General features: G+C 63.1%; 15 protein-coding genes. 8 read left to right on the forward strand and 7 right to left on the reverse strand.

Annotation, left to right across the window (positions count from 1 at the left end; all coding sequences use genetic code 11):
- Position 1: 1 nt before the first annotated feature.
- Positions 2 to 3,451, reverse strand: a complete 3,450-nt coding sequence (gene mfd / locus CCOS864_RS09580; RefSeq protein ID WP_115086090.1) for a transcription-repair coupling factor — start codon at positions 3,449 to 3,451, stop codon at positions 2 to 4.
- Positions 3,452 to 3,620: 169 nt separating this feature from the next.
- Between mfd and CCOS864_RS09585 the strand changes: the two genes are divergently transcribed.
- The 3 genes from CCOS864_RS09585 (at position 3,621) to sthA (ending at position 7,824) form a co-directional block, all read left to right on the forward strand.
- Positions 3,621 to 5,084, forward strand: coding sequence for a glyceraldehyde-3-phosphate dehydrogenase (locus CCOS864_RS09585; protein ID WP_115086091.1), 1,464 nt, complete (start codon positions 3,621 to 3,623; stop codon positions 5,082 to 5,084).
- Positions 5,085 to 5,157: 73 nt separating this feature from the next.
- A complete protein-coding gene (locus tag CCOS864_RS09590; protein ID WP_115086092.1) occupies positions 5,158 to 6,156 on the forward strand; it encodes an FAD:protein FMN transferase in 999 nt (332 codons plus the stop codon).
- Positions 6,157 to 6,429: 273 nt separating this feature from the next.
- Entirely contained in the window at positions 6,430 to 7,824 is a 1,395-nt protein-coding gene (gene sthA, locus CCOS864_RS09595; protein WP_115086093.1) for a Si-specific NAD(P)(+) transhydrogenase, read from the forward strand.
- A 42-nt stretch (positions 7,825 to 7,866) separates the two neighbouring features.
- Here the strand turns inward: sthA and CCOS864_RS09600 are convergent, their stop codons facing one another.
- A complete protein-coding gene (locus CCOS864_RS09600; protein WP_115086094.1) occupies positions 7,867 to 8,589 on the reverse strand; it encodes a glycerophosphodiester phosphodiesterase in 723 nt (240 codons plus the stop codon).
- Between the two features lie 28 nt (positions 8,590 to 8,617).
- Entirely contained in the window at positions 8,618 to 9,205 is a 588-nt protein-coding gene (locus CCOS864_RS09605) for a PilZ domain-containing protein (RefSeq protein ID WP_115086095.1), read from the reverse strand.
- Between the two features lie 94 nt (positions 9,206 to 9,299).
- Here CCOS864_RS09605 and CCOS864_RS09610 point away from each other — a divergent pair, with 94 nt between their 5' ends.
- From CCOS864_RS09610 to CCOS864_RS09620, 3 genes are all read left to right on the forward strand, one after another.
- On the forward strand, positions 9,300 to 10,550 hold the full coding sequence (locus CCOS864_RS09610; RefSeq protein ID WP_115086096.1) for a lipoprotein-releasing ABC transporter permease subunit: 1,251 nt from the start codon (positions 9,300 to 9,302) through the stop codon (positions 10,548 to 10,550).
- A 7-nt stretch (positions 10,551 to 10,557) separates the two neighbouring features.
- Complete coding sequence (gene lolD, locus CCOS864_RS09615) at positions 10,558 to 11,241, forward strand: lipoprotein-releasing ABC transporter ATP-binding protein LolD (protein ID WP_177414845.1); 684 nt, start codon at positions 10,558 to 10,560, stop codon at positions 11,239 to 11,241.
- 70 nt (positions 11,242 to 11,311) lie between these two features.
- Entirely contained in the window at positions 11,312 to 12,556 is a 1,245-nt protein-coding gene (locus CCOS864_RS09620; RefSeq protein WP_115086098.1) for a lipoprotein-releasing ABC transporter permease subunit, read from the forward strand.
- Between the two features lie 89 nt (positions 12,557 to 12,645).
- On the opposite strand, the gene CCOS864_RS09625 is transcribed toward CCOS864_RS09620, so the two are convergent.
- Complete coding sequence (locus tag CCOS864_RS09625) at positions 12,646 to 13,995, reverse strand: heavy metal sensor histidine kinase (RefSeq protein WP_115086099.1); 1,350 nt, start codon at positions 13,993 to 13,995, stop codon at positions 12,646 to 12,648.
- Positions 13,992 to 14,672, reverse strand: coding sequence for a heavy metal response regulator transcription factor (locus CCOS864_RS09630; RefSeq protein ID WP_115086100.1), 681 nt, complete (start codon positions 14,670 to 14,672; stop codon positions 13,992 to 13,994). Before CCOS864_RS09630 ends, CCOS864_RS09625 begins: the two co-directional genes overlap by 4 nt.
- A gap of 156 nt (positions 14,673 to 14,828) precedes the next feature.
- On the opposite strand from CCOS864_RS09630, the gene CCOS864_RS09635 reads away from it, so the two are divergent.
- Both CCOS864_RS09635 and queF read left to right on the forward strand, forming a co-directional pair.
- Positions 14,829 to 15,323: a cupredoxin domain-containing protein gene (locus CCOS864_RS09635; RefSeq protein WP_115086101.1), complete on the forward strand. Its 495-nt coding sequence runs from the start codon at positions 14,829 to 14,831 to the stop codon at positions 15,321 to 15,323.
- A 68-nt stretch (positions 15,324 to 15,391) separates the two neighbouring features.
- Complete coding sequence (gene queF / locus CCOS864_RS09640; RefSeq protein ID WP_115086102.1) at positions 15,392 to 16,222, forward strand: NADPH-dependent 7-cyano-7-deazaguanine reductase QueF; 831 nt, start codon at positions 15,392 to 15,394, stop codon at positions 16,220 to 16,222.
- Between the two features lie 45 nt (positions 16,223 to 16,267).
- Here queF and CCOS864_RS09645 read toward each other — a convergent pair whose 3' ends face one another.
- Positions 16,268 to 16,531: a DUF4404 family protein gene (locus tag CCOS864_RS09645; RefSeq protein ID WP_115086103.1), complete on the reverse strand. Its 264-nt coding sequence runs from the start codon at positions 16,529 to 16,531 to the stop codon at positions 16,268 to 16,270.
- Positions 16,532 to 16,655: 124 nt separating this feature from the next.
- Positions 16,656 to 17,216, reverse strand: a complete 561-nt coding sequence (locus tag CCOS864_RS09650; RefSeq protein ID WP_115086104.1) for an HAD superfamily inactivated hydrolase PcrP — start codon at positions 17,214 to 17,216, stop codon at positions 16,656 to 16,658.
- Positions 17,217 to 17,382: the final 166 nt, after the last annotated feature.

Here is a 17,382-nt window from a genome sequence, read left to right on the forward strand (position 1 = left end):
TTCACGCAGATTGTGGGGTCAGGCGCTCGAACAGCGCCTCAAGGTTGTTGAAGCGTTCTTCCGGGCGCTCCATCGGCACCAGGAACTTGAACTGGGTGGCGCCTTCGAACTTGTAGCGTTTGGGCTGGCCCTGGATCAGCTTGATCAGTACCAGCGGATCGACCGGGGTCTCGGCCTCGAATTCGATCTTGCCGCCATTGGGCCCGGCGTCGACCTTCTTGATGCCGAGTTTCTCTGCCTGCAGCTTGAGCAGGGTCAGGCGCACCAGGTTCTTGGTCGGCTCCGGCAGCAGGCCGAAGCGGTCGATCATCTCTACCTGCAGGTCCTTGAGGCCGTCTTCGTCCACCGCCGAAGCGATGCGCTTGTAGAGGATCAGCCGCGCATGCACATCCGGCAGGTAGTCCTCGGGAATCAGCGCCGGCAAACGCAGGTTGATTTCCGGGCCACCGCCCAGCGGCTGGTCGAGGTTCGGCTGGGTGCCTTTGCGAATGGCCTTGACCGCGCGCTCGAGCATTTCCATGTACAGGGTAAAACCGACCGCCTGGATCTGCCCGCTCTGGCCTTCGCCGAGCAGCTCGCCGGCGCCGCGGATTTCCAGGTCGTTGGTGGCCAGGACGAAGCCAGCCCCCAGGTCCTGGGTGTTGGCGATGGCTTCCAGGCGCTTCTCGGCGTCCGGGGTGATCTGCTGGCGCGGCGGGGTGAGCAGGTAGGCATAGGCCTGGTGATGGCTGCGCCCGACCCGGCCGCGCAACTGGTGCAACTGGGCCAGGCCGAACTTGTCGGCACGCTCGATGATGATGGTGTTGGCGCTTGGCACGTCGATGCCGGTCTCGATGATGGTCGAGGCGATCAGCACGTTGAAGCGCTTGTGGTAGAAGTCGCTCATCACCTGTTCGAGTTCGCGTTCGCGCATCTGCCCGTGGCCGATGCCGATGCGGGCTTCCGGTACCAGCTCGGCAAGGTCGGCGGCGCATTTTTCGATGCTCTTCACATCGTTGTGCAGGTAATACACCTGGCCGCCGCGCAGCAGCTCACGCAGCAGTGCCTCCTTGACCGTGCTCTTGTTCTGCTCCATGACGAAGGTGCGCACCGACAGCCGGCGCGCCGGCGGCGTGGCGATGATCGACAGGTCGCGCATGCCGGCCACGGCCATGTTCAGGGTGCGCGGGATCGGCGTGGCGGTCAGGGTGAGGATGTCCACCTCGCTGCGCAGGGCCTTGAGCTGCTCTTTCTGGCGCACGCCGAAACGGTGTTCTTCGTCGATGATCACCAGGCCCAGGTCCTTGACCTTGACGTCGTCCTGCAACAGCTTGTGGGTACCGATGACGATGTCGATCTTGCCTTCGGCCAGGTCCGCCACCGCAGCGGCGACTTCCTTGGGCGACTTGAAGCGGCTCATCACCTCGACCGTTACCGGCCAGTCGGCAAAGCGGTCGCGGAAGCTGTTGTAGTGCTGTTGGGCGAGCAGGGTGGTGGGGACCAGGATCGCTACCTGGCGGCCGCCGTGTACGGCGATGAACGCGGCGCGCATGGCCACTTCGGTCTTGCCGAAGCCGACGTCGCCGCACACCAGGCGGTCCATCGGCTTGGCCGCGAGCATGTCCTCGCGCACCGCTTCGATGGCGCTCTGCTGGTCCGGGGTTTCCTCGAAGGGGAAACCGGCGCTGAAGGTGGCGTAATCCACCGACGGGTCGGCGAAGGCATAGCCTTTGCGCGCGGCGCGGCGGGCATAGATGTCGAGCAGTTCGGCGGCCACGTCACGCACCTGTTCGGCGGCCTTGCGCTTGGCTTTCTGCCAGGTTTCGGAGCCGAGCCGGTGCAGCGGCGCCAGGGCGTCGTCGCTACCGGTGTAGCGGGCGATCAGGTGCAGGTTGGCCACCGGCACGTAGAGCTTGGCGCCCTCGGCGTATTCGAGGGTGAGGAACTCGGCGGCCTGGTTGTCGATCTCCAGGGTGGCCAGGCCCAGGTAGCGGCCGACACCGTGGTCGATATGCACCACCGGCGCGCCTTCGCGCAGCTCGGTGAGGTTCTTGATCACCGCATCGTTGTTGGCGTCGCTGCGCTTGTCGCGGCGCCGGCGCTGCATCACCCGCTGACCGAACAGCGGGCTCTCGGCGACCAGGGCAATGGCCGGCTCATCCAGCAGCAGGCCTTCGTCCAGCGGCGCGATGGTGATTGCCAGGCGCTCCTTGCCGGCAACGAAGGCGCTCCAGCTGTCGACGGTTTGCGGGCGCAGCTTCAGGCGCTCAAGCAGCTCCAGCAGCACTTCGCGACGGCCCGCCGACTCGGCGGTGAACAGCACGCGGCCGGGGAATTGCTCAAGAAAGCCCGACAGCGCCGCCAATGGCTGGTTGGCCTTGGCTTCGATGGCAAGGTTGGGCAGGACCTGGGCGGCAAAGCGCTCGCGGCCGACGCCGCTGTCGACGTCATCCTGGCTGACCACCACCCGTGGCCAGCTTTTCAGCCGGGCGAAGCAGTCTTCCACCGGCAGGAACAGCTCGGCCGGCGGCAGCAATGGCCGCGCCGGGTCGATGCGGCGCTCCTCGTAACGGTTGCGCACATCGCTCCAGAAGTGCTCGGCAGCCTGCTCGACGCCCGGCAGGGAGAACACCTGGGTGTCCTGGGGCAGGTAGTCGAACAGGGTCGAGGTGTCTTCGAAGAACAGCGGCAGGTAGTACTCGATACCGGCCGGAGTGATGCCGCTGGACAGGTCCTGGAAGATCGGGCAGCGGCGAAAATCGACATCGAAACGCTCGCGAAAGCGCGCCTTGAAGCGCGTCACTGCATCTTTTTGCAGCGGGAACTCGCGGGCCGGCAACAGCCGCACCGAGTCGACCTTGTCGATCGAGCGCTGGGTTTCCGGGTCGAAGGTACGCAGGGTCTCGATCTCGTCATCGAACAGATCGATGCGGTACGGCAGCTTGCTGCCCATCGGGAACAGGTCGATCAAGGCGCCGCGCACGGCGAATTCGCCATGCTCGTACACCGTGTCGACACAGCGGTAGCCGCTGGCTTCAAGGCGCGTGCGCATCTGCTCGACATCAAGCTTCTGGCCGATGTCCAGGACCAGGCTGCTGCCGAGCAAGAAGCGCGTCGGCGCCAGGCGGTGCAGGGCCGTGGTGATCGGTACCACGAGAATGCCGTGATCGAGCTCCGGCAGCCGGTACAGGCTGGAAATCCGCTGGGAAATGATGTCCTGGTGCGGCGAGAACAGGTCGTAGGGCAGGGTTTCCCAATCGGGGAACGGCAGCACCGGCAGCTCGGGCGCGAAGAAACGCAGCTCCTGCTCGAGGCGGTCAGCGCTCTGGCTGTCGGCGGTCAGCAGCAGGGTGAAGCGTTTGGCGGCACTGGCCGCTTCGGCAATGGCCAGGCTCAGGGCGGCGCCCGGCAGGTTGCCCCAGGTTTGTTTGCCGGCAGTGGCCGGCAGGTGCGGTAGACGCAGAACAGGCACGGGAGGTCGAGCTCCAAGCGTTGCGACAAAGACGCCAATTGTAGCGGGCACAGGCCCGCGCTGTCAGGTTTGTGCAGGCTAAAAGCATGTAGTGAATTGCCGGCGACAGGCGCTCATTGCCCGATGGGCTGCGGGGCGTCATAATGTAGCCCCTTTTTTCTGTCCCTACATGTGGAAGGTTCCCGTGACTCAGAAGCCCGACCAGTGTCTTGGTGAGTGGATTGATCGTGAAGCGCTTGCAGAAGCGATGATCCCGCTTATCGGTCAGCTCTACCGCAATAACAATGTGGTGAGCTCGATCTATGGCCGTAGCCTGATCAACCGCTCGGTGATCTCGATCCTCAAAGCACACCGCTTTGCCCGTCATCGCCAGACCGACGAAACCGAACTGTCTGTACACGAGACATTCCCGCTGCTCAAAGCCATGAGCGAGCTGAAACTGGGCGCCGCTTCGGTCGACCTGGGCAAGCTGGCCAACAAATTCAAGCAAGAAGGCAACGGCCGTAGCGCCGAGCAGTTCGTGCGTGAAGAAATGGCTGACGTGGTTGGCCAGCAAAACGTTTCGGCGCGCAAAGGCACTGACGTCGTGCTGTACGGCTTCGGTCGTATCGGCCGTCTGCTGGCGCGTATCCTGATCGAGAAAACCGGTGGTGGCGACGGCCTGCGTCTGCGCGCCATCGTCGTGCGCAAAGGCGCCGAGAACGATCTGGTCAAGCGTGCCAGCCTGCTGCGTCGTGACTCGGTGCACGGCCCGTTCGATGGCACTATCACCATCGACGAAGCCAACAACACCATCACCGCCAACGGCAACCTGATCCAGGTTATCTACGCCAAGAACCCGAGCGAAGTCGACTACACCCAGTACGGCATCGAGAATGCCCTGATCGTCGACAACACCGGTGTATGGCGTGACGCCGACGGCCTGGGCCAGCACCTGGCCTGCCCGGGCGCTGCTCGCGTGATCCTCACCGCACCTGGCAAGGGCGCGCTGAAGAACATCGTGCACGGCATCAACCATGGCGAGATCAGCGCCGATGACAAGATCATCTCCGCGGCTTCCTGCACCACCAACGCCATCGTTCCTGTGCTGAAGGCGGTCAACGACAAGTTCGGTATCATCAACGGTCACGTTGAAACCGTTCACTCGTTCACCAACGACCAGAACCTGATCGACAACTTCCACAAGGGCAGCCGTCGTGGTCGCGCCGCGCCGCTGAACATGGTTATCACCGAGACCGGTGCCGCCACTGCAGCCGCCAAGGCACTGCCAGTGCTCAAGGGCAAGCTGACCGGCAATGCGATCCGCGTACCTACGCCGAACGTGTCGATGGCCATCCTGAACCTGAACCTGGAAAAAGCCACCAACCGCGAAGAGATCAACGAGTACCTGCGCCAGATGGCCATGCACTCGGACCTGCACAAGCAGATCGACTACGTGAGCTCCCAGGAAGTGGTCTCCACCGACTTCGTCGGCTCGCGCCACGCCGGTGTGGTCGATGCCGAAGCCACCATCTGCAACGATAACCGTGTTGTCCTGTACGTCTGGTACGACAACGAATTCGGTTACAGCTGCCAGGTAGTGCGCGTGATGGAAGACATGGCTGGCGTCAATCCGCCTGCTTTCCCACGCTAAGCTTGGCTTGGTCGTGAAAGACGGGAACCTCAGGGTTCCCGTTTTTTTTGCCTGAATTTCTCCAGGAGGTTGGATGCGCAAGGCAGTGTTGACAGGCGTGTTGCTGAGCCTGGCCGGATGCGGGCAAGGCGACAGTCTCGAGCGCATCAGTGGCCCGACCATGGGCAGCAGCTATACCGTGCAGTATGTGCGTACACCCTGGGGGCCGGCGCCGGAGCAGGTCAGGCGCGAGGTGGAGCGGATTCTCGAGGGCATCGATAAGCGCTTTTCCACCTACCGCAGTGATTCGTTGACCGAAGCCTTTAACAGACTGCCAGCGAACAGTTGCCAGCCAATGCCGGCTGATGTGCTTGAGCTGGTGCGGGTTGGCGAGCAACTGGCGCAGCAGAGTGACGGCGCGTTTGACCTGACCGTGGAGCCGTTGCTCGACCTGTGGGGCTTCGGCCCGCAGTCGCGCAGTGAAAAAGTACCGGATGCCCAGGCCCTGGCAGCCACTCGCCAGCGGGTCGGGCATGGGCATTTGCGCATAGTTGGCGAGCAGTTGTGCAAGGATGCGCCGGTGGAAGTGGACTTCAACAGCATCGCTGCCGGGCATGCGGTGGACTTGCTGGTGGAGCGGCTAAAAGCCCTGGGTGTCGCGGATTTGCTGGTCGAAGCCACAGGCGAGCTCAAGGCCATCGGGCGCAAACCGGACGGCAGTCACTGGAACGTGGCCCTGGAATTGCCCCGCGATGATCGTCAGATTGCCCAGCAAGTGCTGGCGGTGGACGGTTTTGGTGTGTCTACCTCCGGTGACTATCGCAATTATTTCGAGGAGAATGGCCAGCGCTATTCGCACACCTTCGATGCGCGTCTGGGTAAACCGGTGAAACACGACCTGGCGGCGGTGACGGTGTTTGACCGATCGACGCTGATGGCCGATGGGTATTCGACCTTGTTGTTTATCCTCGGGCCTGAGCGGGGCTGGGAATTTGCCCTCCAGCACGAGATTGCTGCAGTGTTCGTGACCCGGGTTGCCGATGGTTTCGTCTCCCGCAGTACGCCGGCGTTTGCCCAGGTGAACAAGCAGTAACCAGTTTTTGTGGGAGCTGGCCTTGCCAGCGATGCAGGCGACGCGCAATCGCTGACACTGCGCTGATGCCATCGCCGGCAAGGCCGGCTCCCACAGGGTTTGTGTAAATGACATGTAGTGCAGAGAAAAATAGCCTACGACGCGACCAAGGGTTAATGTGCGCGGCGTTCAAGCTTGATTAGACTGCACCCGAATTTTTTCATGGCGCCGCTGGCGACATGAGGTAGCCCCGCCCGCCGATGTGGCGCGCGGGCCTGTTCTGAAGGAGTACGCATGGCTGTCTACAACTACGACGTAGTGGTGCTGGGTTCCGGCCCCGCAGGAGAAGGGGCGGCAATGAATGCTGCCAAAGCAGGACGCAAGGTGGCGATGGTCGATAGCCGTCGCCAGGTCGGCGGCAACTGCACCCACCTGGGCACCATCCCGTCCAAGGCCTTGCGTCACTCGGTGCGCCAGATCATGCAGTTCAACACCAACCCGATGTTCCGGGCCATTGGTGAGCCGCGCTGGTTCTCGTTCCCTGACGTTCTGAAAAGCGCCGAGAAGGTGATCTCCAAGCAGGTCGCCTCGCGCACCGGCTACTACGCGCGCAACCGCGTCGACGTATTCTTCGGCACCGGCAGCTTCGCCGACGAGCAGACCATCGAAGTGGTCTGCGCCAACGGCGTGGTCGAGAAGCTGGTGGCCAAGCACATCATCATCGCCACCGGTTCGCGTCCGTATCGCCCGGCCGATATCGATTTCCACCACCCGCGAATCTACGATAGCGACACCATCCTCAGCCTCGGCCACACCCCGCGCAAACTGATCGTCTACGGCGCTGGCGTGATTGGCTGTGAATACGCCTCGATCTTCAGTGGTCTGGGTGTGCTGGTAGAGCTGGTGGACAACCGCGGCCAGTTGCTGAGCTTCCTCGACTCGGAAATCTCCCAGGCGTTGAGCTACCACTTCAGCAACAACAACATCACCGTGCGCCACAACGAAGAGTACGAGCGTGTCGAAGGCCTGGACAACGGTGTGATCCTGCACCTCAAGTCCGGCAAGAAGATCAAGGCCGACGCCTTGCTCTGGTGCAACGGCCGTACGGGCAACACCGACAAGCTGGGCCTGGAAAACATCGGCATCAAGGTCAACAGCCGTGGCCAGATCGAAGTCGACGAGAACTACCGCACCCATGTGCCGAACATCTACGGTGCCGGTGACGTGATCGGCTGGCCGAGCCTGGCCAGCGCCGCCCACGACCAGGGCCGCTCGGCCGCTGGCAGCATCGTCGACAACGGCAGCTGGCGCTTCGTCAACGATGTGCCGACCGGTATCTACACCATTCCGGAGATCAGCTCGATCGGCAAGAACGAGCAGGAGCTGACCCAGGCCAAGGTGCCGTATGAAGTGGGCAAGGCCTTCTTCAAGGGCATGGCCCGGGCGCAGATCGCCGGTGAGCCACAAGGCATGCTGAAGATCCTGTTCCACCGCGAAACCCTGGAAATCCTCGGCGTGCACTGCTTCGGTTACCAGGCGTCGGAGATCGTCCACATCGGCCAGGCGATCATGGATCAGCCGGGTGAGCACAACACTCTGAAGTACTTCGTCAACACCACCTTCAACTATCCGACCATGGCCGAAGCCTATCGGGTAGCGGCTTACGACGGCCTCAACCGGCTTTTTTGAGCGGCTCCGGCCGGTGGCCTGAGCCGGCCGGGGAGACCGATTTCAGCGATTCTCGAGGGTGGCGCTGGCCAAACCGGGAAAGTCTGTAATCAGGCTGTCTACGCCGAAGTCGGCGAGCCTGCGCATCAGCGCCGGCTCGTTGACTGTCCACACCGACACGTGCAACCCCTGGCGCTGGGCCTTGATCAGGCGCTCGGGGGTGCACAGTGTCCAGTTCAACGCCAGCAAGTTGCAGTCATAGTTCTGGGCGACCTTCAGCGGGTCGAGCCAGGCGTATTCGGCGACCAGCCCCCTGGAAATATCCGGTGTCAGCTCAAGCGCTGCGCCCAGCACTTCCCGTGAGCTCGAGGTGATGGTGATCTTGTCGAGCAGGCCGAACTGCTGGGCCATTTCGCGGATTGCCAGCACGGTGGTGGCGGCGCGGGTGCGCGAGGCACTCTTGACTTCCAGCTGCCAGTGCTCGAAATCGCACTTCTCGAACAGTTCCTCAAGGCGCGGGACAGGGCAGGGCGAGACCCAGCCCGGGCCGCCCTTGCGCGCGTCATAGGTGGCAAGGTCTGCCGCGCTGTGTTCGACGACCTTGCCGCGCCGGCCGGTGGTGCGCTTGAGGCTGGGGTCGTGGATCACCATCAGCTGGTTGTCGGCTGACAGGTGCAGGTCGAGTTCGCAGCGACGCACGCCGTGCCCAAGGCACTGCTGGAAGCTGGCGAGGGTGTTTTCGGGGGCTTCGCCCTTGGCGCCGCGGTGGCCGTAAATCGTGGTCACGTTTGTTCCTTCAACAAATAAGTGAAACTCAGGAGGCGCTTGGCTCGTTCTGCTCCAGGGCCTGGCGTCGTTGTTGCGCTTGGCGTTGCAGGATGTAGCGGGCCAGCAGCTGGCGCTGGGCATCGGTGGTGTCGACGAATTCGGTGCCGATCTCGTAGAGGCCATCGGCGTTGCGATCGCAATGGGTAACCTTGGCGCGCAGCAACAGGCCCAGGGCCTGGGGCATCAGCACCATCTTCACCGCGATACGTGCGCCGGCAGCCACCGGCTCGGCCTGGCTGAACTCGATGCCGCCCTCGGACAGCACCACCGTCTGTGGCGCGCTCAGTTGCCCGAGCAAGGTCTGCGCGACCACCGCGCTAAGCAGGTCGATGCGCTTGTTCTGAGCCTTGAGAAAGGCGGCCAGGGTGCGGTCCTTGTCACTGAGCTGGCGCAGCAGGTGCTGGGATTCGAACTCGCTCAGGTGCAGTTCGCTGAGCAGGTTGAACAGCGGCGAAGTATCTTGCAACAAGTCCGCGCCAGGCGCTTCGGTGGCGCTCAACGGGCTAATTTCCAGTGCGATCTGATCCTCGATACGGTAGTATTCGCGGCGATCTTCTTCATCTAATGTCGACATGGCGAACCCATGGTAGCGGCGGTGGTCTGAGTGTAAAGCTGCTATTCAAGCCCCGCCACAAGGACGTTCCTCTTTCATCCGAACAAGCCCCGACATGTTCAGACCTCTCTTCGTATTCATCGGCACGCGTTATACCCGTGCCAAGCGTCGCAACCACTTCGTCTCGTTCATTTCCCTGACCTCGATGATCGGCCTCGCCCTGGGCGTTGTCGTGATGATCGTGGTGTTGTCGGTCATGAATGGCTTCGATCACGAGATGCGCACCCGGGTGTTGGGCATGGTGCCCCACGCCACACTGGAAACCGGCCAGCCGATCAACGACTGGCCCGCCCTTGCCAGTCAAGTAAAGCAGAACCCGCAGGTTCTGGCGGTGGCGCCCTTCACCCAGATGCAGGGCCTGCTGACCCATGACGGCAAGGTGCAGAAGGTGCTGCTCAATGGCATCGACCCGGCCCAGGAACGCAAGGTCTCGATCATCGACGACTTTATCCGCGAGGGTAAGCTCGATGACCTGGCTCCCGGCGAGTTCGGCATCATGATCGGCGACAAGGCGGCGACCAAGCTGGGCGTTGGCATCGGCGACAAGCTGACCTTCGTCGCCCCGGAGGTCACCGTGACCCCGGCCGGCATGTTCCCGCGCATGAAGCGTTTCACCGTGGTCGGCATCTTCCATGTCGGCGCCGGCGAAATCGACGGCTACCTGGGCCTGACCAACCTGTCGGACCTGTCCCGCCTGCACCGCTGGAAGTCCGACCAGGTCCAGGGCCTGCGCCTGAAGTTCGACGACCTGTTCCAGGCCCCGCGAGTTGCCTGGGACATTGCGCAGAAACTCGGCGAGCAGGAGTTCTACGCCCGCGACTGGACCCGCAGCCACGGCAACCTGTACCAGGCGATCCGCATGGAAAAAGCCATGATCGGCCTGCTGTTGCTGCTGATCGTCGCGGTGGCGGCGTTCAACATCATTTCCACCCTGGTGATGGTGGTCAACGACAAGAAGGGCGATATCGCCATCTTGCGCACCCTGGGTTCGACGCCTGGGCAGATCATGGCCATCTTCATGGTCCAGGGCACGGTGATCGGCGTGGTCGGCACCCTGATCGGCGCGTTGGTGGGCATTTTTGCCGCGCTCAATGTCAGCGCCGCGATTGCCGGCATCGAGACCCTGATCGGGCACAAGTTCCTCAATGCCGACGTCTACTTCATCGACTACCTGCCTTCGCAGATCATGGCCGAGGACGTGTGGATGGTCTGCGGCGCGGCATTGGTCCTGAGTTTCCTCGCCACCCTGTATCCGGCCTGGCGTGCGGCACGCACCCAGCCTGCGGAGGCGCTACGTTATGAGTGAGTTGGGCATGAGTGATAAAGCAGTGCTGAGTTGCCGCAACCTGGGCAAGTCCTACGAGGAAGGCCCGGAGAAGGTCCAGGTGTTGTCCGGTTTGCAGCTGGAGCTGCACCCGGGCGAGCGGGTGGCGATCGTCGGTAGTTCGGGTTCGGGCAAGAGTACCTTGCTCAACCTGCTCGGCGGCCTCGACACGCCTTCCGAAGGCAGCGTCTGGCTGGCCGGCGAAGAGCTCTCGGCGCTGGGCGAACGCGCCCGTGGCCTGCTGCGCAACCGCGCCCTGGGCTTTGTCTACCAGTTCCACCACCTGCTGCCGGAGTTCACCGCGCTGGAGAACGTGTGCATGCCGCTGCTGATCGGCCGCACCGCCATCCCTGAAGCTCGCGAGCGCGCCGAAGCGTTGCTCAAGCGCGTCGGCCTGGGCCATCGCCTGAGCCACAAGCCGGCCGAGTTGTCCGGTGGTGAGCGCCAGCGCGTGGCCATCGCCCGGGCGCTGGTCAACCGTCCGGGGCTGGTAATGCTTGACGAGCCGACCGGCAACCTCGATCACCACACCGCCCAGGGCATCCAGGACCTCATGCAGGAGCTGAGCAGCGCTTCGCAGACGGCCTTCCTGGTGGTGACCCACGATCTCAACCTGGCGCGGCAGATGGACCGTGTGCTGCGTCTGGAAGACGGGCACCTGGTCCCGATCTGACGGCCCGCGCAATGTGCCCGCCGGGTTAGGCGGGCACCTGGTTTCTTTTCTTTACCCGGGTGCTTCGTTCATGTTCAGACCCTTGTCTATTTTCATCGGCGCGCGCTACACCCGCGCCAAGCGCCGCAACCATTTCATTTCGTTCATCTCCATGACCTCGATGATCGGCCTGTCCCTGGGCGTGTTGGCGATGATCGTGGTGCTGTCGGTGATGAACGGCTTTCAGCGCGAAATGAGTTCGCGCATCCTCGGCATGGTGCCGCACGCCAGCGTGCTCGGTGCCCAGCCGCTGGACGACTGGCGGCCGGTGGCGGCCGAAGCCTTGAAGAACCCTGAAGTGATCGCCGCCGCGCCACTGACCGAGATGGAAGGCATGCTTTCCTACAAAGGCTCGATGCAGCCGATCCAGGTCAGCGGCATCGACCCGGCCGAGGAGGGCAAGGTCTCGATCGTCGCCCAGCATATCGTTCAGGGCCGCCTCGAAGACCTCAAGCCGGGCGAGTTCGGCGTGGTCATCGGCGAAATCACCGCGCGGCGTTTTCGCCTCAACGTCGGCGACAAGCTGACCCTGATCGTGCCGGAAGTCAGCAGCGCGCCAGGTGGCATCACCCCGCGCATGCAGCGCCTGAACGTGGTCGGAGTATTCAAGGTGGGCGCCGAGCTGGATGGCTCGCTGGGCCTGATGCACATGGCTGACGCCGCGCAGATGCAGCGCTGGGCGCCGAACCAGGTGCAGGGCGTGCGCCTGAAGGTCAAGGACCTGTATGCGGCGCCGCAGGTGTCCAAGGCGATTACCGCGAGCCTCGGCGAGCAGTACCGCGCCGATGACTGGACCCACACCCAGGGCAGCCTGTTCAGCGCGATGAAGATGGAAAAGACCATGATCGGCCTGTTGCTGCTGCTGATCATCGCCGTGGCGGCGTTCAACATCATTGCCACGCTGATCATGGTGGTCAACGACAAAGGTGCCGACATCGCCATCCTGCGCACCATCGGCGCCACGCCGGCGCAGATCATGGGCACCTTCATGGTGCAGGGCAGCCTGATCGGTATCGTCGGTACCTTGATTGGCGGCGTGCTCGGGGTGGTCGCGGCGCTGAACGTCAGCCAGATCGTCGGCTGGCTGGAGCGGGTCAGCGGCCAGCATATCTTCACCTCGGACGTGTACTTCATCAGCACCTTGCCGTCGGAGCTGCAGTGGGGCGACGTGGCGCTGATCTGCAGTGCCGGCTTGATCATGAGCTTCCTGGCGACGCTGTACCCGGCGTGGCGGGCATCGCAGGTGGAACCGGCGTACGCCTTGCGTTACGAGTGATGGCCGTTACGGCCGCACTGCGGCCGATCGCTGGCAAGGCCAGCTCCCACAAGAGCCATTGTGGGAGCCGGCCTTGCCGGCGATAAGGGTTACACCGTCGGCAAGTCGATCACGAACCGCGTCCAGCCCCCAGCCGACTCCCCACGAATACTCCCCCCGTGCGCCTGCACGATCGAGCGGGTAATCGCCAGTCCCAATCCCGCATGTTCACTGCTGCCTTCGCGCCGCGCCGGATCCGCCCGGTAGAAGCGGTCAAACAACTTCGGCAGCAGCGCCGGGTCAATCGGCTCGCCACGGTTGGCCACCTGCAGCCGCACCAGGCCTTCCCGTTGTTCAATCGTCACGCGAATCTCGCCACCGGCCGGGGTGAAGCGCAAGGCATTGTCCAGCAGGTTGGACAGGGCCCGGCGCAGCATATGCCGATCGCCTGCCAAGGGTGCTTGCCCCTCACGGCTCAACTTCACTTCGGCATCTTCGGCCAAGGGGGCGTAGTACTCGAGCAAGGCATCGGCCTCGTCCTCAAGCGCCAGCTGTTGGCGGCTGGGCATCAACAAACCGTGGTCGGCCTTGGCCAGGTAAAGCATGTCGTTGACCAGTTGCGCCATCCATTGCAGTTCTTCGAGGTTGCTGTGCAGCGCCTCGCGGTATTCATCCAGGCTGCGCGGCCGGGTCAGGGTCACCTGGGTGTGGGTCAGCAGGTTGGACAGTGGCGTGCGCAGCTCATGGGCAATGTCGGCGGAGAACGCCGAGAGGCGCTGAAAGGCATCGTCCAGGCGTTCGAGCATGGCATTGACGGTCTGCGCCAGCTCCGCCAGCTCTACTGGCATCTGCCCCTCCGGCAGGCGCGTGGTCAGCGAACGCGCCGAAACCCCGGAGGCCACTTCACCCATCTGGCGCAATGGCCGTAGCCCGCTGCGCGCTGCCCAGGCACCGAGCAGTGCGGTGGCCAGGGCCGAGAGGCCGACGGTGAGCCAGATCAACTGCTGCATGCGCTGGAGAAAATGCTGGTGGTGGGTGATGTCGAGAAACAGCGTCAGCTGTGCGTCGCCGTCGTTGAGGTTGACGCACAGGCTGCGGTAGTCGACGCCACTGGCGTGCAAGGTGCTGAGCCCGACCACCTGCGGCGAGTCGGGCAGGCCGGCCTGGCTGTCGAACCAGATGCGCCCGTCACGGCCACCAATGCGCACGGCAAGGTCGGCCTGGTGGCTGAGTTCGGTCTGCAGAGCGGGCAGGCGCGGGGCGAGGCTGGCTGGGCTATCTACGCCTTCGAGCATCTGGCGCAACAGCGACAGGCGGCTGTTGAGCAATTGCTGGTCGAGTTCGATGAAGTGAGTGGCGCTGGCGCGGCTGAAGAGGATGCCGGCGGTCAGCGACACCACTGCAGTGCAGGCGGCAAACAGCAACGCCAGGCGGCTCCCGAGGGACAAGCGACGCATCAGGCGCCGCGCTCTTCAAGCACATAACCCATGCCGCGCACGGTATGGATCAGCTTGTTGTCATGGGCGTCGTCGATCTTCAGGCGCAGGCGGCGGATCGCCACTTCGATGACGTTGGTGTCGCTGTCAAAGTTCATGTCCCACACTTGCGAGGCGATCAGCGACTTGGGCAGCACCTCGCCCTGGCGGCGCAACAGCAGTTCGAGCAGGGCGAACTCCTTGGCGGTCAGGTCGATGCGCTGGCCTGCGCGTTCGACCCGGCGGCGGATCAGGTCCAGGCGCAGGTCGGCCAGGCCCAGGGTGGTTTCCTGTGCCGGGCTGCTGCCACGGCGCAGCAGGCTGCGCACCCGCGCCAGCAGCTCGGAAAAGGCGAAAGGCTTGACCAGGTAATCGTCGGCGCCCAGTTCCAGGCCGTGCACGCGGTCTTCCACGGCGTCGCGGGCAGTGAGGAACAGCACCGGGATTTCCAGGCCGGCGGCGCGCACGGCCTGGAGGATCTGCCAGCCATCGCGGCCGGGCAGCATGACATCGAGGATCAGTAAATCGTAGTCGCCGGTCAGGGCCAGGTGCTGGCCGGTATTGCCGTCGCTGGCAAGCTCGGTGGCGAAGCCCGCTTCACTGAGGCCCTGGCACAGGTACTGGCCGGTCTTGGTTTGGTCTTCGACGATCAACAGTTTCATCGGCTGGCTCTTTAGCGTGAATTGCCGGAGGGTTATACCGCGCCGGGTGTGCCGGGTGGCCAAGCTGACAAAGTTGTAATCTTTTTGTCAGGTGACTGCCAGCGGCGGTTTTCTACAGTGAAGGCTGAATCGTCGCAACCCTGGAGTGGGCTTGAAATGAAACACCTTTTTATTGTTGGCGCTCTGGCGCTGTTCAGCCTTCCGGTCCTGGCATCACCCGCGCATTCCTACGCCTTCGGGCAGCCTGCGCCAGCGAGCAAGGCGACTCGCACCGTCGAGGTGGTGATGGGCGACATGTACTACGCGCCGCGCAGCCTTGAGGTCAAGGCCGGGGAGACCGTGCGTTTCGTACTGGTCAACAAGGGGGCGGTCGTCCATGAATTCAGCCTGGGCGATGCTGTAATGCATGCCAGGCACCAGAAAGAAATGCTCGCCATGCAAGGCCAGATGGACCATTCCGCCATGGGGCACGGCGGTATGGACCATGGCGCAAGCATGCAGCATGACGATCCGAACACGGTGATGGTCGAGCCCGGCAAAAGCGCTGAGCTGACCTGGACCTTCAGCCAGTCGACGCCGATCGAGTTCGCCTGCAACGTGCCCGGCCACTACCAGGCGGGCATGGTCGGCAAGCTGACCATCGGCCAATAACAGCCGATTGCCCAATGCATGGTCTAAAACCGATAAACTAGGCGCATTTGCTCCTACAGGTTTTAGCCATGCATCCTGCCGCCGAACATTCTCCGCTGGGTAAATCCAGCGAATACGTCGCCACTTACACACCCTCGCTGCTGTTCCCGATCCCGCGGGCGGCGAAATGGGCCGAGCTGGGCGTCAGCGCCGAGACCCTGCCATGGCTGGGTGTCGACTTCTGGAACTGCTTCGAGCTGTCCTGGCTGCTGCCGTCGGGCAAGCCGGTGGTGGCCATTGGCGAGTTCGCCATCCCGGCCGATTCGCCGAACATCATCGAGTCGAAGTCCTTCAAGCTGTACCTCAATTCGCTGAACCAGACCGTGTTCGAGTCGCCAGCGGCGTTGCAGGCGTGCCTGGTCAAGGACCTGTCCGCTGCTGCCGGCAAGCCGGTGGGCGTGCAGATCCGCAGCCTGGCCGAGGTCGAAGGGCAGGGCGTGGTCGGCTTGCCAGGTGTGTGCATCGATGAGCTGGATGTCAGCATCAGCAATTACGAGCAGCCACAACCGGAGCTGCTGCGTTGCGACAGCAGCAACATTGTGGAAGAAACCCTGCACAGCCATTTGCTCAAGTCCAACTGCCCGGTCACTGGCCAGCCGGACTGGGGCAGTGTCACTGTGCATTACCGCGGCGCGGCGCTGGATCATGCCAGCCTGCTGACCTACCTGATCAGCTTCCGTCAGCATGCCGACTTCCATGAGCAGTGCGTCGAGCGTATCTACCTCGACCTCAAGCGCCTGCTCAACCCCGAGCACCTGACGGTCTATGCCCGTTACGTGCGCCGCGGCGGGCTGGACATCAACCCGTACCGCAGCACCGGGCAGGTGACCCTGGCGAACCTGCGACTGGTTCGCCAGTAACGAAAAAGCCCCGTTCGATGACGGGGCTTTTTTATTCAGGTGGGCTTAGATGCCCATGCTTTGCAGACTCTGAACGATATTGCGCAAGGTAGCAGTCAGGCCCGGGTGCTCGACTTCAAAGCGCTCCACTGCGAGGTTGACGCCATCGACCAGGTTGTTGTCCGGGGTCGCGGCCTCAAGTTTCATCTCGGCCTCGATCTTTTGCATCAGTTCTTGCAGATGATCACGCTCTTCCAGCGAGAGCGGTGGATTTTGCTCCAGTTGCTCGCGCAGGGCGTCAAGTTGCTCTTGCAGTTCGCGGGCAGGCATGGGTGTTCTCCCTCTATGAATAGGCACAGTCATGGACCCCGGCAGTGGGTGAAAGGTCCATGCCCTGTCTACTAGAGTAATCCACCGGCCAGCGCTTTGCATGACCCTGATCAATGGCGCTGTTTCAGGGTTTTTCGCCTTTGCGCCGGCGCTGGCCGATATCCGCCAGGCAATCGGCCAGGGCTTCAAGGTGGTCGACCACTGAATGCACGCCCAGGGCAAACAACTGCAAGGTGGCCTGGCCGCGCTGGCGTTCCTGCTCCTTGGGGCTCAGGGCCTGCCACTGGCTGCTGGGCCCGCAGGACGCCAGGCCGATGGTCCACAATCCGGCATTGAGGCCTGATTGCAACAGGCGCGGTTCGTCACTGACCAGCACGCAACCGTCGAGTTTGCTCGCCTTCAGCTGCATGAGCGCCCGCCAGCAGGCATCTGGAGCAGGCCAGGGTGTTTGGCAATCGGGGTAGCCACTGAGCCAGGCGGGCAAGGGGCTTGCCAGATGGTTGCCATCCGCTGCCGGCAGCTCATCGAGCCAGGCGCAAGGAACCTTTTGCTGGTACAGCCAGTCAAGGGTGGGTAGCGCGCCGGGAGTCGGGCAGGGGGTTCGAGCATCAGGACCCGGATTCACTTCGACAAGGCAGCCGCGCAAGCCGAACAGCAGGGCAGTGATGGCGGGGGAGTCTGACATGGCAACGTCCCTGAAATAACTTGCAGGCTACGCTGGGGTTGTGACCTTTTGGTGACGCTGCCGATACACAGTTGTTCACATTTTTGCGACGCTGTTTATGCCAAGCTGTTTAACGGCAGCGGAGGCTTTATACTGGCTTCATTTTTCGGCGTAGGACGCGCAGCGT

This window comes from Pseudomonas wadenswilerensis (assembly GCF_900497695.1).
Lineage (GTDB): Bacteria > Pseudomonadota > Gammaproteobacteria > Pseudomonadales > Pseudomonadaceae > Aquipseudomonas > Aquipseudomonas wadenswilerensis.

What these genes read in the sequence shown, in the direction of transcription:
- CCOS864_RS09585 (WP_115086091.1), top strand. Translation starts at nt 3,621, where the DNA reads ATGTGGAAGGTTCCCGTGACTCAGAAGCCCGACCAGTGTCTTGGTGAG.
- CCOS864_RS09590 (WP_115086092.1), top strand. Translation starts at nt 5,158, where the DNA reads ATGCGCAAGGCAGTGTTGACAGGCGTGTTGCTGAGCCTGGCCGGATGC.
- sthA (WP_115086093.1), top strand. Translation starts at nt 6,430, where the DNA reads ATGGCTGTCTACAACTACGACGTAGTGGTGCTGGGTTCCGGCCCCGCA.
- CCOS864_RS09605 (WP_115086095.1), bottom strand. Translation starts at nt 9,205, where the DNA reads ATGTCGACATTAGATGAAGAAGATCGCCGCGAATACTACCGTATCGAG.
- CCOS864_RS09610 (WP_115086096.1), top strand. Translation starts at nt 9,300, where the DNA reads ATGTTCAGACCTCTCTTCGTATTCATCGGCACGCGTTATACCCGTGCC.
- lolD (WP_177414845.1), top strand. Translation starts at nt 10,558, where the DNA reads ATGAGTGATAAAGCAGTGCTGAGTTGCCGCAACCTGGGCAAGTCCTAC.
- CCOS864_RS09620 (WP_115086098.1), top strand. Translation starts at nt 11,312, where the DNA reads ATGTTCAGACCCTTGTCTATTTTCATCGGCGCGCGCTACACCCGCGCC.
- CCOS864_RS09630 (WP_115086100.1), bottom strand. Translation starts at nt 14,672, where the DNA reads ATGAAACTGTTGATCGTCGAAGACCAAACCAAGACCGGCCAGTACCTG.
- CCOS864_RS09635 (WP_115086101.1), top strand. Translation starts at nt 14,829, where the DNA reads ATGAAACACCTTTTTATTGTTGGCGCTCTGGCGCTGTTCAGCCTTCCG.
- queF (WP_115086102.1), top strand. Translation starts at nt 15,392, where the DNA reads ATGCATCCTGCCGCCGAACATTCTCCGCTGGGTAAATCCAGCGAATAC.
- CCOS864_RS09645 (WP_115086103.1), bottom strand. Translation starts at nt 16,531, where the DNA reads ATGCCTGCCCGCGAACTGCAAGAGCAACTTGACGCCCTGCGCGAGCAA.
- CCOS864_RS09650 (WP_115086104.1), bottom strand. Translation starts at nt 17,216, where the DNA reads ATGTCAGACTCCCCCGCCATCACTGCCCTGCTGTTCGGCTTGCGCGGC.